Here is a 21447-nt window from a genome sequence, read left to right as displayed (position 1 = left end):
GACCGTGGTCGGTCGGGCGCTCAGGCGGCGTCGCGCCGGCGCCGGCGCCGGTCGAGCTCCAGGGCGAGCAGCACGAGGAGCCCGGCGACGAGCCCCCAGAAGGCGGCCCCGATCCCGGCCAGCGTGATGCCGGATGCCGCCACGACGAGCGTCACGGCCCCGGCCTCGCGGGTCGCCGGGTCCCCGAGGGCCGCGGCCGCCGCGGCCGCGAAGGTGCCGAGCAGGGCGAGGCCGGCGATCGTCTCGACGAGACCGGCGGGGGCCGCGCGCGCGGCGGCCGTCACGAGACCGGCGAGCAGCCCGAAGGCCAGGTAGGTGACGCCGCACGACACCCCGGCGATCCAGCGCCGACCCCGGTCCGGGTGCGCCTCCGGGCCGGCCGCGAGCGCGGCGGAGATCGCGGCCAGGTTGATCGCGTGCCCGCCGCCGAGCGCGCCGAGCGCGGTCGCCCCGCCGGTGTAGAGGAGCGGCCCCCGCATGCCGGGGCGGTAGCCGAACGAGGCGAGCACCGCCGTGCCGGGGATGTTCTGGCTCGTCATCGTCACGAGGAAGAGCGGCAGCCCCACCGCGACGAGGGTGGCCGGCTGCCACGTCGGCACGACGACCTGGAGGGCCGGGACGGCCGCGCCGGCGTCGAGGCGACCGAACACGCCCTGGACGGCCATCACGACGAGGGCCGCCGCGAGCGCGCCCGGCACCGCCCAGCGGCGGGCGAACGCCACGAGCACGAGCCACGTCAGCATGACCGGCGCGATGGCCGCCGGCGAGCTCACGACGGCGCGGAACGGCGCCACGCACAGGGTCAGCAGCACCCCGGCGAGCATCGCGCTCGCCAGCGACGTGGGGATCGCCTCGACGAGGCGCTCGAGCGGCCGCACGAGTCCACAGAGCGCGATGAGCACGCCACAGACCACGAAGGCGCCCACCGCGGCAGGGAACCCACCCGCAGGGACCGTCGCGGCGGCCAGCAGGGCCGCGCCCGGGGTCGACCACGCCATGGTGATCGGCATCCGCAACCGCCACGAGAAGAGCACGCAGCCGAGGCCCATCGTCACGCACAGCACGAGCAGCCCCGACGCAGCCTGCTCCGGGTCGGCTCCCACGGCGCGAAGGCCCGTCAGGACGACGGCGAACGAGCTCGTGAAGCCGACGATCCCGCAGACGATGCCGGCGAGCACCGCGTGCGCGGTCGAGCCCGCAGGCGAGCCCCCCGCCACCTCAGCCGAGGTCGCTCGCGGCCAGCGCACGGCACACGGCCCGGTAGGCCGCCTCGCTCCCCGCGGCGATCAGGCCCGGGGGCGCCGTGTCGCGCGGCGAGTAGACCTCGCCCGCCGTCGTGCCGAGCAGGCCACCCGCCTCGGCGAGCAGGAGGGAGCCGGGCACGTGGTCCCAGGGGGCCGCCGACCCGTAGAGCACGTAGTCGGCCTCCCCCTCGACGAGCTTCGGGTAGTCGATCCCGCACGACACCCACGTCAGGGTGAGGGGCTCGAACCCCTCGAGCGCCCGCCCGATCCACGCGCGCCGCGAGGTGCGGCCGCGCAGGCCGTCGCTCAGGCCGCCGCGCGGCCCATCGTCACCGGACCCCTCAGCGGACCCGTCAGCGGACCCGTCAGCGGACCCGGCTGCGGGAACCTCGAGGCGGTGGGTGCCCGCGGCGTCGTGGCGCCACGTGCCGCCGCCGCGCTCGGCGACGTAGCCCAGCTCGTGCTGGGGCTGCCAGATCCAGGCCCGCACGGCCTCGCCGCCGACGGTCTCGGCCACCATGACGGCGTGGTCCTTCGAGCCGTGGACGAAGTTCTTCGTGCCGTCGACGGGGTCGACGGTGAACGCGTGCTCGGCGACGGCATACCGCCCCATGAGCGACGGGTCGCCCGCGAAGGTCTCCTCGCCGAGCACGACGGCGTCGGGGTAGGCCGCGAGCAGGGCCGCGGTGATGAGCACCTCGGCCTCGCGGTCGGCGTCCGTCACGAGGTCGCCCGGCCGCTTCTCGTGGATCTCGCCGTCGGCGAGCGCCCGGAAGCGCGGGTTGATGACCTCGTCGGCCACGTCCTTCAGGAGGCCCAGCACCTCGTCCGTCTGCACCACCCCAACCTAGCGACGCGTCGTCACGGCTGACGGAGGGGTCTCAGGTGCTCCGGCCCGGTCAGCCAGGCGTCGACGGTGGCGCGGGCGCTCGCGGGCATCGCCGGCCGGGCCTGCACGACCTCGGCCAGCAGGTCGTGGCGCCCGCGCATCCCGAGCGCGTAGACGAGGCCGCGCAGCAGCTGCACGGCGGACGCCTCGAGACGTCCCCCGGGTGGGGACGCGACCTCGACGACGCGCCGGGCGAACGCCGTCTCGCGGTCGTCCCGGCGAGGCCCGGCGGGCTCCCTGATGTTGCCGACGACGTAGGCGGCCTCCTTGGCGACGTCGGGCGCCCGGCCCGGCGACAGCGCGACCCGCGTGAAGAGGTCGAGGTCCTCGGGCTGGCCCATCCAGGTGAGCACGGTCGCGCTCTCGTGCGCGGCGACGTGGTCGGAGCGCGCGAGGGCGTCGGCCAGGACGGCGGCGTGCACCCGGCCGACGACGCGGCTCTGGGGCGAGAGGAGGAGGACGCCGAGGGCGTAGGAGCGGTCCTCCTCGTTCGTCACGCCGAGGGCCGTCTCGAGCAGGTCGGCGAGCACCGGCTCCGCGGCGGACTCGGGCCCGGCCCCGGCCTCCAGCTCGACGCGGATGCGCCGGTGCGCCTCACGGATGGCCGAGGCCGTGATGGCGCGCCCGTCGCGGACGATCGAGGCCGCGACGCGCCGGTCGTCGGCCGTGAGCACGCTCGCGAACCGGCGGCTCCCCGACGGCCCGAGCGTGCGCACGAGGTTGGCCGCCCCGCGGTGCACGAGGTAGGGGTGGCCCGGGTCGCGCAGGTGCCCGACGGCGAGCCGGACCGCCTCGAGGCGGGTCTCGGGGTCGAGCCGGGTGCCCCGGACGAGCGCCGTGAGCACGCTGAGGCAGGCCCGCAGCGTGCTCGCGTTCGTCGGCTCGCGGAGCTGGCCGAGGAGCACCGGCAGCCCCACCCGCGGGGAGTCCATGAAACGCAGGAGGCTGAGGGTGTCTGCGTAGAAGGGCGCGTCGGGCCGGGCCACGACCTCGGCCGCGAGGGACGCCACGACGGCGCCGCTGCGCGGGTGGCCCGCGAGCCGGGCCACGGCCTCGGCCCGCTGCACGTAGTCGAGGCCGATGCCGAGGCTGACCTCGTGGAGCAGCCGGCGCAGCAGGCCCTCCCAGTCCGCCGCACGGACGAGGGCGTGCGGCATCCGGCCGAGGTGGTCCGAGAGGCGGTCCCAGTCGAGGCCGGTCATCCGCTCCGCCGCGAGAGCCCGCTCGAGCAGCGCCAGCGTGCCCTCGACGTCGGGCGGCCCCGGCGGGGGCAGGGTCGAGGCCGCTCGCACCGGCTCGTGCGAGCGGGAGAAGAGGTCGACGGCTGCGAGCAGCCGGCCCTCGGGCAGGCCGAGCACCGTCTCGTAGCGCCGCACGAGCGCCCGGCCGAGCTGGGCCTGTCCGCCCTCCCACCGGCCGACCTGCGCCCGGTGCACGGGCGCGGCGCGGCCAGCGCCCTCGGCGAAGCCGGCCGCCGTGCGCAGGGCCGGGTCCGCGGCCTGGAGGCGGGCGTTGCGCAGCACCCACCGCACCTGGGCGTCGAGCCTCGCCGTGCGGTCCATGGCAGGCACTGTTGCGCGGATGAGGATCCTGCGCAACACGGGCCGGGACGGCTCGACACCCTCCGTACGGTGACGGTCGGCACGAGTGGGCCGGGGCGGGAGACGTGGCCAGGGGGCGACTCCCGCCCCACCGCCGGGACGACCCACCGCCCTCTCGGTGGCCCGTCGAACGCGTTGTTCGTCGGAGCGCGCAGTGGGTATGTAGGGGTCGGTACGCAGCCTGTGGAGGGGAGGCGGGCCGTGACCGGGAGCCAGCTCGCTGGCTCCCGGTCCCTTTTCCGCCGGCGACGTCCCACCGACCGGCCGGCCATATCTCGCTGGCGGCGGTCGGCCCCCGCTGGCAGGGTGAGCGCCGTGCCAGTCGAACCTGCCGAGCCCGCCGCGCCAGCCGACCTCGCGCCCCGCCTCACCGACGGGGTGGTCACGCTGCGGGCGCACACCCTCGCCGACGTCGACGCCCTCCTCGAGCAGTGCCTCGACCCCGAGAGCCTGCGGTGGACGACCGTGCCGCGGCCCTACACCCGTGAGCACGCCGTCGGGTTCGTCGAGGGCAACCGGGCCGCGTGGGCGTCGCCGTCCGCGACCCGGTCGTGGGCGATCGAGTGGACCGATGCCGACGGCACGCCCCGCTTCGGCGGCACCATCGACCTGCGCCCCGGCGCGGCCGCGTCGGCCGGCGAGCTCGGATTCGGCCTGCACCCCGACGCCCGGGGGCGCGGCCTCATGTCGCGCGCCGTGCGGCTCGTCACGGCGCACGCCTTCGCCACGCCGGTCTGGGGCGCCCCGGTGACCCGCGTGCACTGGCGCGCCATCGCCGGCAACTGGGGCTCGCGCCGGGCGGCGTGGGCCGCCGGCTTCACCTTCCACGGCACGATCCCGGCCAGCCACCCGGACCCCGACGGCGGGCCCGAGGCCCTCGACACGTGGGCGGCGAGCCTCACGCCCGACGACGCGCCCAGCCCGCGGACCCCGTGGCTCGAGGCCACGCCACGCGAGGGCGACACGGTGCGGCTCCGGCCGTGGCGGGCCGACGACGTCGACGCCATCGAGACCCGCGAGGGCGACCCCGAGCACTGGATGCCGGCGCGCTCCGTCCTGCGCCGCGAGACCTATGCGCGGTGGTTGCGCGACCGGCAGGAGCGGATGGCGGAGGGCACCGGGATCGACTGGTGCGTGGCCGACCTCGCGACCGACCGCGCGCTCGGCGGCGTCACGGTCTTCAGCCGCAGCGGCCCGGTCACCGACGTCGCCGAGCTCGGCTACCAGTTCTTCCCGAGCGCCCGCGGCCGCGGCGCCGCCAAGGAGGCGGCCCGGCTCGCCGTCGCGCACGCCCTGGCACCCGAGGCCGAGGGCGGGCTCGGACTGCGTCGGCTCGTCGCGGAGACCGCGGCCGACAACGAGGCGAGCAACGCCGTGCTCCGCTCGGTCGGCTTCGTGCCCTTCGGGCGCGAGCACGCCGTCGACCGCCTCGCCGACGGCGGCTGGGGCGACGGGCTGCACTGGGAGCTGCTGGGGCGGGTATACGAAGGTTGACGATGCCACCGGCCCCTGTCGGTGGCGAGCGACGGAGGGACCCGCGATGCGACTGGGCCACGAGCAGGAGCTCGACGCACCGCTCGACGCCGTGTGGGCCCACTTCATGGACCTGCGCCGCATCGGCCGGTGCTTCCCCGGCGCCCGCGTGACGCAGGTCGACGGCGACGACTTCGTCGGCGAGGTCCGCGCCACCCTCGGCCCGCTGTCGATGTGGTTCGACGGCACGGGCTCGATGACCGAGCGCGACGCGGACGCCGGCCACGCCCGCCTGGCGGCCACCGGTCGGGAGCGGCACGGCCTCGGCCGCGCCACGGTCGACATCACCCTGCGCCTCCACCCGCTCGGCGACGGCAACCGCACCCGGGCCCACCTCGCCACCGACCTCGTTTTCCTCGGCTTCCCGCTGGACTTCGGCTCGGGACTCGTGCAGCGCGCCTCCGACCCCGTCATCGAGCGGTTCCTCTCGTGCATGGCCACGCCCGGGCCGGTCGACGACGCCGGCCCCGACGACGACGGGGGCGCGCTCGACCTCGTGCGCTCGGCGACCGACCTGCTCGGCTCCTTCCGGCGTCGACGACGATGAGGGTCGCCGTCGTCGGCGCGAGCGGCTACGTCGGCTCCCGCCTCGTGCCCGAGCTGCTCCGCCGCGGCCACGAGGTCGTGGCCACGCACCACCGGAGCCCGGCGACGGCATACCCCTGGAGCGGTGCTGTGCAGTGGCGGCGCGTCGACGTGCACGACGAGGAGCAGGTCGTCGAGGCGCTCGAGGGGGTCGACGCCGTCGTCTACCTCGTGCACGGCCTCGACGACGACGACTTCATGCGCCTCGACCGCCTGGCCGCCGACAACGTCGCGTATGCCGCCGGTGTCGTCGGTGCCCGCCGGCTCGTCTACTTCTCCGGCATCGTGCCCGACCTTCCCGACGACGAGCTCTCCGACCACCTGCTCTCGCGCCTCGAGGTCGAGGAGGTGCTCGCGACCGCCGCCTGCCCGGTGCTGACGCTGCGCGCGTCGATGGTCGTGGGCGCCGGGTCCACGAGCTTCGAGGTGATGCGCCAGATGTCGCACCGCCTCGGGGTCGTGCAGACCGTGCCCGCGTGGATGGGCGGCTCGGTCATCCAGCCGGTCGCGGTGCGCGACGCCGCGTGGTTCCTCGCCGAGGCCCTCGAACGGCCCGGGGTCACCGGCCACCTCGACGTCGTGGGGCCCGACCGGGTCAGCTACGTCGAGCTGCTGCGCACGTATGCCGGCGCCGCCCGACTGCTGCGCGTGCAGGTGCCGGTGTGGCTCGCTCCCGTCGAGGCGGTCGCGCGCGTGGCCGGCCTGCTCGTCGACGTCCCGAGCAGCACGGTGGCCTCGCTCATCCCCAGCCTCGGGCACGACATGGTGGCCGAGCGCGACGCCGCCGACGTGCTCGGCGAGCCCCCCGGCGGCCGGCTCGAGCTCGCCGAGGCGATCCGGCGATCGCTCGCCACGCCCGCCGCCGACGGGGCCGCCGCCGACGGCGACCCGCAGGCCCCGTCGGTGGGCGACCCCGAGTGGTCACGGCACCGCTCCGTGCTCGACTGGGCGATCTCGAGCGCCCTCCGCCGCTGACGTCAGCGGGCGATGTAGCCGCCGTCGATGTAGAGCTCGAGCCCGGTGACGAACGCGGCGTCGTCGCTCGCGAGGTAGGCGACGCCCGCCGCAACCTCCTCCGGGCGCCCGAGCCGCCCCATCGGGGTCAGGTCGACCATCACCTGCTCGAAGGGCGTGCCGCGGGCCGAGTCGAGGATCGGCGTGTCGATGAAGCCGGGGTGGATCGAGTTGACCCGCACCCCCTCGCCCGCCCAGTGCAGGGCGACGTTCTTCGTCAGCGTGCGCACCGCACCCTTGGCCGCGTGGTAGGCCGGCGACGTGCCGAAGCCGCCGCTCGTGCCGAAGATCGAGCTGATGTTGACGACCGAGCCGTGGGCCGAGGCCTTGAGGTGCGGCGCGGCGGTCCTCATCCCGAGGAAGACGCCCGTCTGGTCGACCGCGACCGTGCGCTGCCAGTCCTCGAGGCTCGTCTCCTCGATCGTCGCGAGGTCGCCCATGCCGGCGTTGTTGACGAGCACGTCGAGACCGCCGAACGCCTCGACGGCGTGGGCCACGGCCGCCTCCCAGTCGCCCTCGCTCGTCACGTCGTGGCGCAGGAACTCGACCCGCGCCCCGGTCTGCGCCAGCTCCGCCGTCGTCGTCGCCCCGAGGGCCTCGTCGACGTCGGTGAGCAGCACGGCTGCTCCCTCCTCGGCCAGGCGCCGGGCCGTGGCCCGGCCGATGCCGCTCGCTGCGCCCGTGACGAGCGCCACCCGTCCCTCGAGCCGCCTCATGGCGTGTCCTTCCTGCTCCGTCACCCGCGCGGGCGCCCTGCCCGCACTCCCAGTCTCCGCCGGTACCGGCGCCGGCGCCGCCTCGTGGGTCACATCCGGGGGCGACGTGAGCGACGAGACAGTCGCGCCGGTCAGGGTCGGCTCGGGGACTTCTCCGGGTCGACCCCGGTTGTGGAACGGGCGCACGGGGTACGACCGTGGAGGCAGTGAGCACGGCGAGAGGCCGGGCCGTTGCACCCCGAGGAGACACCGTGGCATTCGGTGAGCAGCTCAAGCACAAGGCGGACGAGGTCCACCTGCAGGAGAAGGCCAAGGACTTCGGCGACGCGGTCGTCGAGATGGCCAAGGCCGTGATGTCGGCCGCCGCCGGCTACGCCCAGGAGAACCGGGGCAAGGTCGACGAGGCGCTCGACAAGGCCGAGGGCATCGTCGAGGAGAAGACGAACGGCAAGCACACCGAGACCGTCACGAAGGTGCGGGCCTCGGTCGACAAGGGCATCGACAAGCTCGTCGACCAACGCGAGACGGTCTCCCCCTCCCAGGGGCCGTCGACGGTGCCGGACGACCGGCACTCGGCGTTCGACGAGCAGTCTCCCGCCGGCAACCCCACCTAGCCGGCACCCCGAGGAGCCGTGTGCCGCCGTCCCCCCGCGGCGGCACACGGCTCCGTCATGCGGGTGGGGTCTGCGTCGTGGTCCCCGGTCGGCGCGTGAAGGTGAGCGAGATGCCGCCGGTCAGCTCGACCGAGACGGCGCCGATGAGGCGCACCTCCCCCGACCCGGTGATCTCCACGGCGACGTCGAAGCTCGACAGCTCGAACGCGCCTCCGGCCTGCGACACCTCGTCGAAGAGGTCGTTCATCTGCGCGGTGAGCCGCCGGAGGCTGCGCCCGAGGGCACCGGTGTCGACCTCGCCGACCCGCTCGACGAGCTTCGAGCTCCCGAACGACCGGGTGCCCTCGAGGTCGGACCGGACGGGCTCGGGCCGTTCGGCGTAGACGACCGAGATGGACTCGTGGCTCTCGGACTCGTGGCTGTCGGACTCGTGGCTCATCGGGCCTCCCGGGGTGCGCGACTGGTCGTCCCAGCGTCGCAGTCCGTCGGCGTCAGCGGTAGGAGATCTCGATGTCGCCCGAGCCCGTCTCCACGTCGAGGCGGGCGGAGGCCGACGCGTCGGAGGTCACCTCGACGTCCTCGTCGCCCGACCCCGTGCCGGTGCGCACGGCATACGCCCCGTCGCGCGGCACCGTGACGCTGACGTCACCCGAGCCGGCGCGGAGGTCGACGGGCGCGGAGCCGGCCGCGAGGTCGACGTCGATGTCGCCGCTGCCGGTCTCGACGGTGACCGCCGTGCCGTCGGGCACCGTCACGACGTAGTCGATCGAGCACCAGCCGAGGAGGGCGCCGCAGTCGGCGTCGATGCGCAGCGCGTCACCGTCCCACGTCTCGTCGGCGCTCGGCCGCGACGAGCCGGGGCTCCAGCCCAGTCGGCGGGTCACCTCGACCGTGCCGGCCGGCGCGCCCTGGCGGACGACGACGTCGCCCGCGCCGCCGGTCACGCTGAGGCTCTTCACCGGCTGCCGGTAGGTCTGCGCCTCCTCGACCCCCGGGCCGACGCCGATGCCGCCCGCGAGACCCGTCCACGAGAAGTCGCCCACGACGCTGACGACGACGAGAGCCGCACCGACGCCGGCCACCACCCACCACGGGCGCGAGCTGGCGACGGCGACGCGGTCGGCTGGCGGCTGCTCGCTCATCACGCGACCACCGTAGGGCGCTCCCCACCCGGAGGGCCAAGGGGATTCACGAGAACCTCCCACCGTCGGCGCGGATCCCCCATGCTGGACGGGAGATCCGGCGCACCACCCGCCGGCCGCACGCCACGCTGCCCCACCCGGAGGACCCATGACCCAGCAACCGCCCCGCGAGATCCCCGCCGGCTGGTATCCCGACCCCGAGGGCAAGCCCCGGTCGCGCTACTGGGACGGCGACGGGTGGACCGACCAGACGGGGCCGCAGCTGCCGGCGGTCCCGGTGGCCGCGCCGGCACCGACGCTCTCCGCGGCCTTCGTCCCCGTCACCGTCGACGCCTCCGGCCGGCCCGTCAGCGACCGCTCGCGGCTCGCGGCCGCCCTGCTCTGCTTCTTCGTCGGGTGGCTCGGCATCCACCGGTTCTACGTCGGCAAGGTCGGCACCGGCATCCTCCAGCTCGTCACCGTCGGCGGCTTCGGCATCTGGGCCCTCGTCGACCTCGTGCTCGTCCTCGTCGGCGTCTTCCGCGACAAGCAGGACCGGCTGCTGCTCAACTGGTGACGGCGATGTATCTGCAGGGCCGCTGCGCCTTCTGAGGTCACGACACCTCGACCTCGAAGGAGCACGCCCATGCCGCAGCTCGTCCTCGAGCGGGCCGCCGACGCGCGGCCGCGCCTCCGCGCCGCGTGGGGCCTGGTGGCGCTGCGGGTCGGCGTGGGCCTGCTCTTCCTCGGCTTCGCCGTCGCCCGGTTCGTGCCCGGCCCCAGCCCGGCCGAGGCGGTCACGTCGGCCTCGCTCGACCGGCTGACCTCCGGGCTCGTCTCGGGGCACACCGCCGTGCTGCTGACCGCGGTCACCGAGACGGTGATCGGCCTGACGCTCGTCACCGGCCGGTTCCTCCCCGTCGGCGTCGTCATGCTCGGCGGCGCCCTCATCGGCATCATGTCGCCGCTCGCCCTCTTCACGGCCGAGCTCTTCCCGGACGGCCCGACGCCGGCGGCCCGGTACGTCCTCAAGGACGTCGTCGTCGCCGCGTCGGCCCTCGTCGTCGCGGCCTACGCCCTGGGCGCGCGGCTGCGGACCGGCCCCGAGGAGTGAGCCGGTCGGCATACTGACGGCATGACCTCCGAGCCGACGACGGCGACCCCGACCGACGTGACCATCACGACCGACGCGGGCGCGATGCCCGCCCACCGGTGGCTCCCGCCGGGCGGGCAGGGTCCGGGGATCGTGCTGCTCCAGGAGATCTTCGGCGTCAGCGCCTACGTGCGGCGACGCGCGGCCGACCTCGCCGCCCTCGGCTACGTCGTCGTGGCGCCCGAGGTCTTCTGGCGGCTCGGCGTGACGACCCCGGTCGAGGGCGAGGACGCGCTGACCCGGGGCATGGGACTCGTGCAGCAGCTCGACTGGCCGGCCGCCGTCGGCGACGCCACGGCCGCGGTCGAGTGGCTGCGCGACCGCGACGAGGTGACGGCCGGTGTCGGCGCCGTGGGGTTCTGCTTCGGTGGTGGCCTCGGCTTCAACGTCGCCGCGCACCTCGAGGCGGAGGGTGGGCCCGCCCTCGACGCCCTCGTCAGCTACTACGGCTCGGCCCTGCCCGGCCTGCACGAGAACCTGACCGTCAGCGCGCCGAGCCTGCACCACTTCGGGCTCGCCGACTCGTTCATCGACACCGACACCGTGCGGCGCATCGAGGGCAGCCTCGTCGCGCAGCCGGCCACGGTCTTCGAGACGTATGCCGGCGCCGACCACGCGTTCGACAACGACGACATGCCGTGGCACCACCCGGCGGCGTCCGCGCTCGCCTGGGCCACGACCACCGAGTTCCTCCGCGAGCACCTGCCGACGGCCTGACGGGAGACGGTCAGGGCTCGAACGCGAGCCAGGTCCCCTCGGAGACGACCTCGACCGCGCCGTCGACGACCTGGATCGCGGTCTGCTCGTCGATCGCGTAGGACGGCACGCCGATGTCGGCCGCCCACCGCTCGGCGTCGGCGCGGCTGTTGTCGGGGAACGCCTCGAGGTGCGGGAAGATCGCGAAGTCGACGACCCCCAGCGTGCGGTCGTCCGGCGCGCCCGGCCACTGCACGAAGTCGGCCCCGATGCGCGGCGTCATCACCATGCTGCCCGCGCTGACGCCGACCCAGACCGTGTCGGCGAGGGTCGGCAGCAGGTCGGCGAGGCCCGACTCGCGCAGCCAGTGCGCGAGGTAGGTCGCGTCGCCGCCGTCGACGAGCAGGACGTCGGCGTCCCGCACCCAGGGCACCCAGCGATCGGCCCCGATCGTCGGCAGGGCGGTCAGCTCCAGCACGCCGAGCGAGGCCCACCCGAGGCCGGTGAAGCCCCGGAAGACGGGGTCGGCGGCGACGAGGCCCCGCACCGAGTCCGGCCCGCACGCCGGGTGGCCCCACTGCGCGGTCGGTACGACGAGGGCGCTGCACTGCCCGACCGGCCGGCCGAGGAGCCGCTCGAGCGCGGCGTGGATGGTGGGGTTCGTGACGCCCCCGGACGTGAGCAGCAGCTTCACGGGTCCTCCGTCTCGGTGGTGGCCGCCGGCGGCAGGTCGCGCGGGTCGGCGGTGGGCCAGCTCTCCGGCGTCGGGCCGAGGGCGGTCAGCTCCGCCACCTGCTCCCGGCACCACGACGACACCGGGCGCCGCCCGGCGACCACGTCGGCGGCGAAGGACGGCCACTCCACCCACGCGGCCTCGGCCACCTCGGCAGGGTCGGGCCGGGTGTCCGCGGCGACGGCCGGCTCGACGCGGCCGACGAGCACCGGGCACAGCTCCCACTCGACGACGCCGTCCATCTCGGCGCGGTAGGAGAAGCGGGGCAGCACGAGGCGCAGCCCGGTGACGGTGAGGCCGAGCTCGTCGCGGGCACGCCGCCGCACCGCGGCCTCGAGGGGCTCCCCCGGCGCCGGGTGGCCGCACGCCGAGTTCGTCCACACCCCCGGGAAGGTCGCCTTGTCGAGCGCGCGCCGGGTCAGCAGGAGGCGCCCGGCCTCGTCGAAGAGGTAGGCGGAGAAGGCGAGGTGCAGTGGCGTCGCGGCATGGTGCACCGTCGCCTTGGGAGCGGTGCCGACGGCCCGCCCGTCCGGCGAGACGAGGACGACGAGCTCCTCGGCCCCGCCCGCCGCAGTGTCCACGGCGTTCACGGCACCCACCGGGTCCACCGCGTCAACCGCGTCCACCGCGTTCCCGGGCTCGTTCACCGACGCGCTCACCGGTCCGGCCTCGCGAGCTCGTTGACGGCGCTGCGGAAGACGAGCGGCAGCGACGCGGCGGCCGGCACGACGAGGGCGCGGCCCCAGGCGGGCCGGGTCATCTGCACGAGCGCGTGGGTCAGGAGCGAGTAGCGCCGGGTGGCGGCCCGCCACGAGCGCTCGTAGGACTGCGGGTCGTCCGCGGCCACGGCCGCCACCGCGGCCCGCGCGTGGGCGAGCCCGAGCGAGATGCCCTCGCCCGTCAGGGCGTCGACGTAGCCGCTCGCGTCACCGGCGAGCAGCACCCGCCCCGCCACGCGGCGGGTCGTCCGCTGGCGGAGCGGCCCGGCGCCGCGCACCGACGTCACGGCCTCGGCGCCGTCGAGCCGCTCGCGCAGGTGCGGGAAGGCGGCGAGGCTGTCGGACAACGAGCTCCGGTGCCGGCTGAGCACGGCGACGCCGACGAGCTCGTCGCCGACGGGCGTCACGTAGGCCTCGCCGTGCGGCGCCCAGTGCACCTCCACGTGGTCGCCCCACGGCCGGATGCCGAAGTGCTGGCGCAGCCCGTAGCGGCGGAGCGGGCGACCCTCGGCCGCACGGCCGTCGGCATGGTCGCGGTCGAGGCCGAGCGACCGCCGGGTGGGCGAGTGCAGGCCGTCGGCGGCGATGGCCCACGGCGCCCGGACGGTCGGCCCCGCGGTGCCGGACTCGTCGGTGCGCACCGTCACGACGCCGTCGTCCTGGCTGACGTCCTCGGCCCCGACCGGCAGCACCTCCACGCCGGCGTCCTCGACCGCACGGCTCAGTGCGTCGTGCAACCGCGTGCGTCGCACGCCCCGACCGGCTCCCCGCGTGAAGTCGGCCTCGGCCACCCGACCCCGCGCGAGGTAGCGGATGCCCCGCAGGGCGTGGCCCGGCGGGTCGACGCCGAGCTCGGTGAGCGCCTGCAGCCCACCCGGCATGAGGCCCTCGCCGCAGGCCTTGTCGATCGCGCCCGCACGCGGCTCGAGCACGACCGCCGACAGCCCCGCGCGGGCGGCGTAGAGCGCCGCGGCGAGGCCGACCGGACCGCCACCGATGACCACGACGTCGCAGTTCACGGCGTGGTCCCGGCGGGAGCGTCTGCGGGAGCGTCTGCGGGAGCGTCTGCGGGAGCGTCTGCGGGAGTGCCTGTGGCAGAGGCGATCTCGCGCAGGGCGTCGTCCTCGACCCGGATGCGCACGGTGAGCAGCGCCGCGTTGGCGATCGTGAAGACCACCGCGGTGACCCACGCCGTGTGCACGAGCGGCAGCGCGACGCCCTCGACGACGACCGCGACGTAGTTGGGGTGCCGCACGAGCCAGTAGGGGCCACGCCGCACGAGCGACAGGCCGGGCACGACGATGACGCGGGTGTTCCACTGCCGACCGAGCGTCGTGATGCACCACCACCGCAGGCCCTGGCTCGCCGCGACGAGGGCGAGCGCGACCCACCCGAGCACTGGGAGGAACGGCCGGTCCGCCGCCCACACCTCCGCCACCGCTCCCACGAGCAGGGCGGTGTGGAGCACGACCATGACGGGGTAGTGTCCCTGACCACGCTCGACCGCGCCGCGCGAGAACGCCCACGCTGCATGGCGTTTCGACACGACGAGCTCGGCCACGCGCTCGAGCCCGACGAGGAGCACGAGGCCGGTGAAGAGCCACTGGGACGTCATCGCGCCACCTCAGCCGGCCGCGCGCAGCAGCACGAGCTCGAGGCAGAAGCCGGGGCCCATGGCGAGCAGCACGCCCCACGAGCCGGGCTCGGGCGAGTGGTCGCGCAGGGTGTCGGCGAGGACGTGCAGCACCGACGCCGAGCTGAGGTTGCCGATGCAGTCGAGCGAGCGCCAGGTGACCCCGAGCGCCTCGCGCTCGACCTCGAGCGCCTCCTCCATCGCCTCGAGCACCTTGGGGCCGCCCGGGTGCGCCACCCACCAGCCGATGTCGGCGCGGCTCAGGCCCTCGTCAGCGAGGAAGCGGTCGACGTCGTCGCGCACGTTCTCGCGCACGAGGTCGGGCACCTCGGCGCCGAGGACGATGCGCAGGCCACTCGCCCCGACGTCCCAGCCCATGGCCCGCTCGGTGCCGGGGTAGAGGCGGCTGCGCGTGGCGACCACGCGCGGCCCGTCCGGGGCGAGCGCGGCGGCCCGACCGGCGCCCACCATGACGACGGCGGCGGCGCCGTCGCCGAAGAGGCCGCTCGCGACGAGGTTGGCGACCGACCGGTCGTCACGCTGCACGGTGAGGCTGCACAGCTCCACGGAGAGGAGCACGGCGACGTCGTCGGGGTGCCCGAGGAGGTGGTCGTGCACGCGGGAGACGCCGGCCGCCCCAGCCACGCAGCCCAGCCCGACGAGCGGCACGCGCTTGACGTCGTCGCGCAGACCGATCTCGGCCGCGACCCGGGCCTCGATGGAGGGCACGGCGAGGCCGGTGATCGTCGTCGACACGATGAGGTCGACGTCGGCGGGTGCCAGCCCGGCCGCCGCGAGCGCCTTGCTCACCGCCTGCGAGCCGAGGTCGGTCGCGACGCGGATGAACGCGTCGTTGGCCTCGCCGAAGTCGGCGAGGCCCCGGTACCGCTCGAGCGGCAGGGCGAGGTGACGCCGGCTGACCCCGGCGTTCGCGTGGAACCGCTCGAGCAGGGCGCGGTCCGAGCCGGTCGAGCCGAGCACGTCGGCGAAGGCGGCCGTCACGTCGGCCTGAGCGTAGGTGTGCTCGGGCAGGACGCCGCAGACGGCCGCTAGGTGGCTCACCGGCACAGCCTAGGCGTCGTGCCTAGGTCGAGGGCCCGGAGCCGGGCGGGCATCGTCACGGGTCCTTCGTACCCAGCGCCGCCTAGGCTCACCCCGTGACGACGGACGAGTCGACGGGCGCGGCCGGTGGCACGGCGCGTGGGCTCGTCCTCGCGAGCCACCCCGGGCCCACGGCGGCGGTCACCGTCCTGACGGCGCTCCTCGCGTGGTCGGCGGGCCACGACCCCGCGCGTGGGGCGCTCGTCACCGTCGCCGTGCTGGCCGGGCAGCTCTCGATCGGTTGGAGCAACGACCTCGTCGACGCCCGTCGCGACCGCGCCGTCGGGCGGGTCGACAAGCCCGTCGCGTCGGGGGCCGTGACCGAGCGCGCGGTGCGGGTGGCGTGCGGGCTCGCGCTCGTCGTCACCGTGGCCCTCTCGCTCGCCTGCGGCTGGGCGTCGGGCCTCGTCCACCTCGCGCTCGGGGTCGCGGCGGGCTGGGGCTACAACCTGTGGTTCAAGCGGACCGCCTTCTCCCCGTTGCCGTATGCCGTCGCCTTCGCCGCGCTCCCGGCCGTCGTCACGCTCGCGCTGCCGGTGCCGGCCCTGCCGGCGGCGTGGGTCCTCGTCACCGGGGGCCTCCTCGGCGTCGGGGCCCACCTGCTCAACGCCCTGCCCGACCTCGATGACGACGAGGCGACGGGGGTGCGCGGGCTGCCGCACCGGCTGGGCGCGACGCGGGTGCGCCGACTGGCACCTGTGGTGCTGCTCGCGGGGTCGGTCGTGGCGGCATACGGGCCGGGGATCGACGGCACCGGGCTGGGGCTGCTCGCGGTGTGCGTGGGCCTCACCGGCGTCGCCGTGGTGGGCCGCGGGCGGCTCCCCTTCGTCGCGGCGGTGCTCGTGGCGCTCGCGAACGTCGTCAGCCTCGTGGCGCGACCGGGGTGATCCGCAGCACGATGCGAGTGCTGTTGCCGCGCTTGAGGATCCACTCGACGGCCATGAAGATGCGGAACTCCAGGCCGTACTTGCGCTGGAGGCGGCGGTTGACGGCCTCGGACGCGGCGGAGTCGGTGATGACCTCCGTCGTGCCCTCGACGACGGGGGCTCCCTCCTGCACGCGGCCGCGCCGGTCGCAGGCCTGCAGGGTGACGCGCGGGTCGCGCCGCACGCGCTTGACCTTGCCGGCGCCCTCCGGGGTGCTGACGACCGCGCCACCGGCGTCGGGCAGCACCCACACGGGCGTGGGCACGGGCTCGCCGGAGCGGCGGTAGGTCGTCAGCAGCACGAACTGCTCGCCGCCGAGGTGGTGGAGGGTGGGCACCTGCGTCATGCGGGCGACATACCCGTTGGACGTCCGGGGCCTCACCCCGTGGCTACGATCGGCGGGTGAGCGCCAAGCCCGCCGTCGTCGCAGCGCCCAGTCCGTCGAGCCCGGACGGGGTGCGGGAGGTGCGCGTGTCGAGTCCCGACCGGGTGCTGTGGCCCGCGGCGGGGATGGCCGACGGGCGCCCCGTCACGAAGCTCGACCTGGCGGAGTACCTCGTCGCCGTCGCCGACCCGATGCTGCGCGCCCTCGGCGACCGGCCCGTGACGCTCCAGCGCTTCCCCGAGGGCATCGAGGGCGAGGAGTTCTTCTCGAAGAACCCGCCGAAGGGCGTGCCCGAGGGCACGCGCACCGTCATGTGCACGTATCCGTCCGGGCGCCGGCATCCCCAGCTCGTCGTCGACGAGATCGCCGACGCCGTCTGGGCGGCGCAGATGAACACCATCACCTTCCACCCCTGGCCCGTGCGCACGGCCGACGTCGACCGCCCCGACGAGCTGCGCATCGACCTCGACCCGCAGCCGGGGCGTGGCTTCGCTGACGCCGTCGAGGCGGCCCTCGCGCTCCGCGAGGTGATGGCCGGGATCGGCCTGACGGCATGGGCGAAGACGTCCGGCAACCGCGGCGTGCACGTCTACGCGCGAGTGGCGCCGACGCACGAGTTCCTCGACGTGCGGCACGGCGTCATCGGCATCGCGCGCGAGCTGGAGCGACGCCTGCCCGACCTCGTGACGACGTCGTGGTGGAAGGAGGAGCGCGGCGAGAAGGTCTTCGTCGACTTCAACCAGGCCTGCCGCGACCGCACCATCGCATCGGCCTACTCACCACGCCCGCTCGACTGGGCACCGGTGTCGACTCCCGTGACGTGGGAGGAGCTGGCGTCCGCGGACCCGAAGGAGCTGACGGTCCGCACGGTCCCCGCCCTCGTGGCCGACCGCGGTGACGCGTGGGCCGGCATCGACGACGCGGTGGGCGACGTCGCCGCCGCGATCGCCCTGTGGGACGCCGACGTCAGCGAGCGCGGCCTCGGCGAGCTCAACTTCCCGCCCGACTACCCGAAGATGCCGGGCGAGCCGCCGCGGGTGCAGCCGAGCAAGCGGCGCACCGACAAGTCCGACGAGGACTACATGGCGCCCAAGGCCGAGCGCGACGCCGACCTGCGCACGACGTGGGGGATGCCGGTCGTGCCGCCCGTGTCACCGATGCTCGCCAAGCCGGTCAAGGACTTCGCGGCCGTCAAGGTCGACGTGCTCTACGAGCCGAAGTGGGACGGCTTCCGCTCGATCATCTTCCGCTCCGGCGACCTCGTCGAGATCGGCTCGCGCAACGAGAAGCCGATGACGCGCTACTTCCCCGAGGTCGTCGAGGCGGTCAAGGCCAACTTCCCCGAGCGGTGCGTGGTCGACGGCGAGATCGTGCTCGTCTCCCCCGAGGGCGGCGACCGGCTCGACTTCGAGCTGCTCCAGCAGCGGATCCACCCGGCCGCTTCGCGCGTGAAGAAGCTGGCCGCCGAGACGCCGGCCTCCTTCGTCGCCTTCGACCTGCTCGCCCTCGACGGCGAGTCGCTCATGGACCGCCCGTTCGCCGAGCGGCGGGCGGCGCTCGAGAAGGCGTTCGCCGACGTGCAGGCCCCCGTCCACCTCACCGCCGCGACGCCCGACCGCGAGGTGGCCCGGGGCTGGTTCACCCAGTTCGAGGGGGCCGGCCTCGACGGCGTCATCGCCAAGCCGGTCGACCTCGCCTACGAGCCCGACAAGCGGCTCATGTTCAAGATCAAGCACGAGCGCACGGCCGACTGCGTCGTCGCCGGCTACCGCGTGCACAAGAGCGGACCGGACGCCATCGGCTCGTTGCTGCTCGGCCTCTACGGCGACGACGGGCAGCTCGCCTCGGTCGGCGTCATCGGGGCCTTCCCCATGGCCCGCCGCAAGGAGCTCTTCAAGGAGCTCCAACCGCTCGTGGCCGAGTGGGACGAGCACCCGTGGAGCTGGGGCCAGCCCACCGACGACGGCTCGCTCCGCACGCCGCGGTCGTCGGAGTTCTCGCGGTGGAACAACGGCAAGGACCTCTCGTTCGTGCCGCTGCGGCCGGAGCGCGTCGTCGAGGTGCGCTACGACCACATGGAGGGCACCCGGTTCCGCCACACCGCGCAGTTCGTGCGCTGGCGCGACGACCGCACACCGGCCTCGTGCACCTTCGAGCAGCTCGACGAGCCCGTCGGCTACGACCTGGCCGACGTCCTGTCCGCCGGCCGCTGAACCGCGGCTCCCCCGCGAGCAGGGCCGGAGGTCGGTGGCGGGCCCGGAGGTCAGTGGCGGGCCTGGCGGGGGCGGCGGTCGTGGTGCCGGTCGGCGGCCTCGCGCAGCTGGGCGACGACCTTGTCCTCGGCGTCGTTCAGCGCGGCCTTGGTGTCGGTGAGGTCGGAGACGCCGACGACGGTCGGCAGCCCGCTCACGCAGACCTCGACGGAGGTGTGCATGCCCGGCCGGCCGCGGTCCTTGACCCGCAGCCCGATGTGCACCATCGAGGGGTCGAACCGCTCGAGCTGCGCGAAGAGCTGGGCCAACGCGTGCTCGATGAACGGCAGGTCGTCCTCGTTATAGCCGTCCTCGAGGCGGATCCGCTCCATGAGGTGGGGGTGGGTGCTCACGGCAGGCTCCTTCGGCCGGGTCGACGCCGGGGAGGGCGCCTGGTTTCAGGATATCGACCACGGCTGGGCCCCAGCAGCGAACGCCCCGGACGCCGGCCGTGACCGTGGTCACCGGTCGGTGAGGGGTCGATGGCCCGCGTCACTCAGAGCAGGTCGGTCAGCTCGCTCCTCGCGGCGTCGCGGACGGCGGTCAGGGCGTCGACGGCCGTGCGCGCCTCGCGGGCGGCGACGGCGAGCGCCTGGCACTCGGCGACCGAGTGGAGCGAGAGCGCGAGCCGCACGACGGGCACCTTGCTCGGCGCCATCGACAGGCTCGTCACGCCGAGGCCGACGAGCACGAGCGCGAGCAGGGGGTCGCCCGCCGACTCGCCGCAGACACCGATCGGCCGGTCGACGGCCGCGGCGCCCTCGCAGGCGGCGCCGACGACGTCGAGCACCGCCGGCTGCCACGGGTCGAGCAGGTCGGAGAGCGCACCCTGCATGCGGTCGGCCGCCATCGTGTACTGCGCGAGGTCGTTCGTGCCGAGGGAGCCGAAGTCGACCTCGCCGAGCACGTGGCGGGCCCGCAGCGCCGCACCCGGCACCTCGATCATGACGCCCGCCTTGGCGAGGCCGTTCTCGCGGACGCGCCGGGCGAACCAGGCGGCCTCCTCGGCCGTCGCCACCATCGGCGCCATGACGCGCACGTCGGCGCCGGTCTCGCGGGCCGCGATCGCGAGCGCCTCGAGCTGGGCGTCGAGCAGGTCGGGCCGCTCGGCCGACAGCCGCAGCCCGCGGCGGCCGAGGGCCGGGTTCTCCTCGGGGCCCAGGTCGGCGAACTTCAGCGGCTTGTCGGCGCCGGCGTCGAGCGTGCGCACGACGACGCGCCGGTCGCCGAAGGGCGCGAAGACGCCCCGGTAGATCTCGGTCTGCTCCTCGACGGTCGGGGCCTTCGTCGCGGAGAGGTAGACGAACTCGGTGCGGAAGAGGCCCACGCCCTCGAGGTCGAGGGCTCCGGCCTCGACGGCGTCGTCGACGCCGCCGATGTTGGCGAGCAGCGCGACCGGCTGCCCGTCGCTCGTGCGGCCCGGCCCGGAGAGGTGGGCGAGCGCCGCGGCGCGGCGCTGGGCGCGCTCGCGCTGGGCGGTGACGAGCGCCAGGTCGGGGGCTATCGTCACCTCGCCGGAGTCGCCGTCGAGGGCGACGGGCGTCCCGCCGGCGATCTCCGTGGCCCCGGCCAGCTGCACGACGGCCGGGATGCCCATCTGGGCCGCGAGGATCGCGGTGTGGCTCGTGCGGCCACCCGCCTCGGTGATGATGCCGACGACCAGCGAGCGGTCGAGGGTGGCCGTCTCGGCGGGGGCGAGGTCCTCGGCGACGATGATGCTGGGCTCGGTGAAGGCCGGCACGCCGGGGGCGGGAACACCGAGCACCGCTGCGACCGCACGCGATCCGACGTCACGCAGGTCGGCGACCCGCTCGGCGAAGTAGCCGCCGAGCGCCTCGAACTGGGCGGCGTACTCCTCGACCGCGTTCGTGATCGAGGTGGCGCGTCCGCGCCCTGCCGCGAGCTGCTTGGCCGACGCCTTGACGAGGCCCTTGTCGCGCGCGATGAGGGCGGTCGCCTTGAGGATCTGCTGGGCGGTGTCCTCGACGCGGCTGGCCCGCTCCTCGAGCGACACCGCGACCGACTCGAAGGCCGCCCGCACGTCGGCGAGCGCCGCCTCCTGGTCGTCGACGGCCGCCTCGTCGGCCGGCGGCCGGACCGGTGGTGCGACCTGCACCACCGGCCCGTACGCCGTGCCCGGGCTGACGCCGATCCCCTGTCTCGTCTCCGAGTCGGCCATGGGTCCTACTCCGCGTCGAGGTCGCGGGAGAGGAGCGCGACGAGCGAGTCGAGCGTCTCGTCGGCGCCGTCGCCCTCGGCCGTCAGGACGACCTCCTCGCCGTGCTTGGCCCCGAGGGCCATGACGCCGAGGATGCTCGTCGCGTCGACCGGGTCCTCGCCGGGCTTGGCGATCTCGACGTCGAGGCCCGAGCTGCTCGCGGCTTCGACGAAGAGGGCGGCCGGGCGGGCGTGCAGGCCCACCGACGAGGCGATGGTGACGGTGCGGGTTGCCATGGACGTGCTCCTTCGTGTGGAAACAGGTGGTCGTGCGTCGGTACGGAGGTGCGTCAGACGGCGATCGAGCTCGCGCCC

General features: G+C 75.1%; 24 protein-coding genes. 9 read left to right on the top strand and 15 right to left on the bottom strand.

The window, feature by feature from the left end; translation table 11 throughout:
* Positions 1-20: 20 nt before the first annotated feature.
* From ABD979_RS02495 to ABD979_RS02485, 3 genes are read right to left on the bottom strand one after another with little or no spacing between them, the layout of a single operon-like run.
* Positions 21-1217, bottom strand: a complete 1197-nt coding sequence (locus ABD979_RS02495; protein WP_345505851.1) for a benzoate/H(+) symporter BenE family transporter — start codon at positions 1215-1217, stop codon at positions 21-23.
* 1 nt (position 1218) lies between these two features.
* Positions 1219-2082 carry an inositol monophosphatase family protein gene (locus tag ABD979_RS02490; protein WP_345505850.1) on the bottom strand — a complete coding sequence of 288 codons (864 nt, stop codon included), beginning with the start codon at positions 2080-2082 and terminating at the stop codon, positions 1219-1221.
* 23 nt (positions 2083-2105) lie between these two features.
* Positions 2106-3695, bottom strand: a complete 1590-nt coding sequence (locus tag ABD979_RS02485) for a hypothetical protein (protein ID WP_345505849.1) — start codon at positions 3693-3695, stop codon at positions 2106-2108.
* Between the two features lie 354 nt (positions 3696-4049).
* Here ABD979_RS02485 and ABD979_RS02480 point away from each other — a divergent pair, with 354 nt between their 5' ends.
* The 3 genes from ABD979_RS02480 to ABD979_RS02470 are packed head-to-tail and all read left to right on the top strand — an operon-like array spanning position 4050 to position 6827.
* Positions 4050-5228 (top strand): GNAT family N-acetyltransferase, encoded by a 1179-nt coding sequence (locus ABD979_RS02480; RefSeq protein ID WP_345505848.1) that lies wholly within the window; start codon positions 4050-4052, stop codon positions 5226-5228.
* 46 nt (positions 5229-5274) lie between these two features.
* Entirely contained in the window at positions 5275-5814 is a 540-nt protein-coding gene (locus tag ABD979_RS02475; protein ID WP_345505847.1) for an SRPBCC family protein, read from the top strand.
* The gene (locus ABD979_RS02470) at positions 5811-6827 is read left to right on the top strand and encodes an NAD(P)H-binding protein (protein ID WP_345505846.1); all 1017 of its coding nucleotides are present in this window, start codon (positions 5811-5813) and stop codon (positions 6825-6827) included. The genes ABD979_RS02475 and ABD979_RS02470 overlap by 4 nt, the downstream gene beginning before the upstream one ends.
* Positions 6828-6829: 2 nt before the next feature.
* On the opposite strand, the gene ABD979_RS02465 is transcribed toward ABD979_RS02470, so the two are convergent.
* Positions 6830-7582, bottom strand: coding sequence for an SDR family NAD(P)-dependent oxidoreductase (locus ABD979_RS02465; RefSeq protein ID WP_345505845.1), 753 nt, complete (start codon positions 7580-7582; stop codon positions 6830-6832).
* Positions 7583-7833: 251 nt separating this feature from the next.
* Between ABD979_RS02465 and ABD979_RS02460 the strand changes: the two genes are divergently transcribed.
* The gene (locus ABD979_RS02460) at positions 7834-8196 is read left to right on the top strand and encodes an antitoxin (RefSeq protein WP_345505844.1); all 363 of its coding nucleotides are present in this window, start codon (positions 7834-7836) and stop codon (positions 8194-8196) included.
* Between the two features lie 55 nt (positions 8197-8251).
* Here the strand turns inward: ABD979_RS02460 and ABD979_RS02455 are convergent, their stop codons facing one another.
* The gene (locus ABD979_RS02455; protein ID WP_345505843.1) at positions 8252-8635 is read right to left on the bottom strand and encodes a Pepco domain-containing protein; all 384 of its coding nucleotides are present in this window, start codon (positions 8633-8635) and stop codon (positions 8252-8254) included.
* 52 nt (positions 8636-8687) lie between these two features.
* Entirely contained in the window at positions 8688-9338 is a 651-nt protein-coding gene (locus ABD979_RS02450; RefSeq protein WP_345505842.1) for a DUF4097 family beta strand repeat-containing protein, read from the bottom strand.
* A gap of 148 nt (positions 9339-9486) precedes the next feature.
* Here ABD979_RS02450 and ABD979_RS02445 point away from each other — a divergent pair, with 148 nt between their 5' ends.
* The 3 genes from ABD979_RS02445 (at position 9487) to ABD979_RS02435 (ending at position 11187) form a co-directional block, all read left to right on the top strand.
* Positions 9487-9894 (top strand): NINE protein, encoded by a 408-nt coding sequence (locus tag ABD979_RS02445; RefSeq protein WP_345505841.1) that lies wholly within the window; start codon positions 9487-9489, stop codon positions 9892-9894.
* Positions 9895-9963: 69 nt separating this feature from the next.
* Positions 9964-10431 carry a DoxX family protein gene (locus tag ABD979_RS02440; RefSeq protein ID WP_345505840.1) on the top strand — a complete coding sequence of 156 codons (468 nt, stop codon included), beginning with the start codon at positions 9964-9966 and terminating at the stop codon, positions 10429-10431.
* Between the two features lie 21 nt (positions 10432-10452).
* Positions 10453-11187, top strand: coding sequence for a dienelactone hydrolase family protein (locus tag ABD979_RS02435; protein ID WP_345505839.1), 735 nt, complete (start codon positions 10453-10455; stop codon positions 11185-11187).
* A 10-nt stretch (positions 11188-11197) separates the two neighbouring features.
* Here the strand turns inward: ABD979_RS02435 and ABD979_RS02430 are convergent, their stop codons facing one another.
* The 5 genes from ABD979_RS02430 to ABD979_RS02410 form a co-directional block, all read right to left on the bottom strand.
* Positions 11198-11860 carry a Type 1 glutamine amidotransferase-like domain-containing protein gene (locus tag ABD979_RS02430; RefSeq protein ID WP_345505838.1) on the bottom strand — a complete coding sequence of 221 codons (663 nt, stop codon included), beginning with the start codon at positions 11858-11860 and terminating at the stop codon, positions 11198-11200.
* Positions 11857-12480 carry an isopentenyl-diphosphate Delta-isomerase gene (gene idi / locus ABD979_RS02425; protein WP_345505837.1) on the bottom strand — a complete coding sequence of 208 codons (624 nt, stop codon included), beginning with the start codon at positions 12478-12480 and terminating at the stop codon, positions 11857-11859. The genes ABD979_RS02430 and idi overlap by 4 nt, the downstream gene beginning before the upstream one ends.
* 74 nt (positions 12481-12554) lie before the next feature.
* Positions 12555-13637 (bottom strand): NAD(P)/FAD-dependent oxidoreductase, encoded by a 1083-nt coding sequence (locus ABD979_RS02420; protein ID WP_345505836.1) that lies wholly within the window; start codon positions 13635-13637, stop codon positions 12555-12557.
* Positions 13634-14233, bottom strand: coding sequence for an isoprenylcysteine carboxyl methyltransferase family protein (locus ABD979_RS02415; protein WP_345505835.1), 600 nt, complete (start codon positions 14231-14233; stop codon positions 13634-13636). Before ABD979_RS02415 ends, ABD979_RS02420 begins: the two co-directional genes overlap by 4 nt.
* Positions 14234-14242: 9 nt before the next feature.
* Positions 14243-15313, bottom strand: coding sequence for a type III polyketide synthase (locus ABD979_RS02410; protein WP_345505834.1), 1071 nt, complete (start codon positions 15311-15313; stop codon positions 14243-14245).
* 95 nt (positions 15314-15408) lie between these two features.
* Between ABD979_RS02410 and ABD979_RS02405 the strand changes: the two genes are divergently transcribed.
* A complete protein-coding gene (locus tag ABD979_RS02405) occupies positions 15409-16239 on the top strand; it encodes a UbiA family prenyltransferase (RefSeq protein ID WP_345505833.1) in 831 nt (276 codons plus the stop codon).
* On the opposite strand, the gene ABD979_RS02400 is transcribed toward ABD979_RS02405, so the two are convergent.
* Entirely contained in the window at positions 16214-16624 is a 411-nt protein-coding gene (locus ABD979_RS02400) for a PPOX class F420-dependent oxidoreductase (RefSeq protein ID WP_345505832.1), read from the bottom strand. The genes ABD979_RS02405 and ABD979_RS02400 overlap by 26 nt on opposite strands.
* A gap of 56 nt (positions 16625-16680) precedes the next feature.
* Here ABD979_RS02400 and ABD979_RS02395 point away from each other — a divergent pair, with 56 nt between their 5' ends.
* Positions 16681-18876 carry an ATP-dependent DNA ligase gene (locus tag ABD979_RS02395; protein WP_345505831.1) on the top strand — a complete coding sequence of 732 codons (2196 nt, stop codon included), beginning with the start codon at positions 16681-16683 and terminating at the stop codon, positions 18874-18876.
* A gap of 50 nt (positions 18877-18926) precedes the next feature.
* Here the strand turns inward: ABD979_RS02395 and ABD979_RS02390 are convergent, their stop codons facing one another.
* The 3 genes from ABD979_RS02390 to ABD979_RS02380 form a co-directional block, all read right to left on the bottom strand.
* Entirely contained in the window at positions 18927-19268 is a 342-nt protein-coding gene (locus tag ABD979_RS02390; protein WP_345505830.1) for a hypothetical protein, read from the bottom strand.
* A 143-nt stretch (positions 19269-19411) separates the two neighbouring features.
* Positions 19412-21094, bottom strand: a complete 1683-nt coding sequence (gene ptsP, locus ABD979_RS02385; protein WP_345505829.1) for a phosphoenolpyruvate--protein phosphotransferase — start codon at positions 21092-21094, stop codon at positions 19412-19414.
* Positions 21095-21099: 5 nt separating this feature from the next.
* Complete coding sequence (locus ABD979_RS02380) at positions 21100-21369, bottom strand: HPr family phosphocarrier protein (RefSeq protein WP_345505828.1); 270 nt, start codon at positions 21367-21369, stop codon at positions 21100-21102.
* Between the last annotated feature and the right edge of the window lie 78 nt (positions 21370-21447).

The sequence above is a fragment of the Terrabacter aeriphilus genome, assembly GCF_039542985.1.
Lineage (GTDB): Bacteria > Actinomycetota > Actinomycetes > Actinomycetales > Dermatophilaceae > Terrabacter > Terrabacter aeriphilus.
The sequence above is the reverse complement of the archived record's forward strand: the minus strand, read 5'-3'. Positions and strand labels throughout refer to the sequence as shown.

Excerpts from the sequence above, each read along its gene's own strand:
- ABD979_RS02465 (WP_345505845.1), bottom strand. The coding sequence starts at position 7,582 with ATGAGGCGGCTCGAGGGACGGGTGGCGCTCGTCACGGGCGCAGCGAGC.
- ABD979_RS02450 (WP_345505842.1), bottom strand. The coding sequence starts at position 9,338 with ATGAGCGAGCAGCCGCCAGCCGACCGCGTCGCCGTCGCCAGCTCGCGC.
- ABD979_RS02475 (WP_345505847.1), top strand. The coding sequence starts at position 5,275 with ATGCGACTGGGCCACGAGCAGGAGCTCGACGCACCGCTCGACGCCGTG.
- ptsP (WP_345505829.1), bottom strand. The coding sequence starts at position 21,094 with ATGGCCGACTCGGAGACGAGACAGGGGATCGGCGTCAGCCCGGGCACG.
- ABD979_RS02415 (WP_345505835.1), bottom strand. The coding sequence starts at position 14,233 with ATGACGTCCCAGTGGCTCTTCACCGGCCTCGTGCTCCTCGTCGGGCTC.
- ABD979_RS02435 (WP_345505839.1), top strand. The coding sequence starts at position 10,453 with ATGACCTCCGAGCCGACGACGGCGACCCCGACCGACGTGACCATCACG.
- ABD979_RS02485 (WP_345505849.1), bottom strand. The coding sequence starts at position 3,695 with ATGGACCGCACGGCGAGGCTCGACGCCCAGGTGCGGTGGGTGCTGCGC.
- ABD979_RS02400 (WP_345505832.1), bottom strand. The coding sequence starts at position 16,624 with ATGACGCAGGTGCCCACCCTCCACCACCTCGGCGGCGAGCAGTTCGTG.
- ABD979_RS02380 (WP_345505828.1), bottom strand. The coding sequence starts at position 21,369 with ATGGCAACCCGCACCGTCACCATCGCCTCGTCGGTGGGCCTGCACGCC.
- ABD979_RS02455 (WP_345505843.1), bottom strand. The coding sequence starts at position 8,635 with ATGAGCCACGAGTCCGACAGCCACGAGTCCGAGAGCCACGAGTCCATC.
- ABD979_RS02440 (WP_345505840.1), top strand. The coding sequence starts at position 9,964 with ATGCCGCAGCTCGTCCTCGAGCGGGCCGCCGACGCGCGGCCGCGCCTC.
- ABD979_RS02445 (WP_345505841.1), top strand. The coding sequence starts at position 9,487 with ATGACCCAGCAACCGCCCCGCGAGATCCCCGCCGGCTGGTATCCCGAC.
- ABD979_RS02470 (WP_345505846.1), top strand. The coding sequence starts at position 5,811 with ATGAGGGTCGCCGTCGTCGGCGCGAGCGGCTACGTCGGCTCCCGCCTC.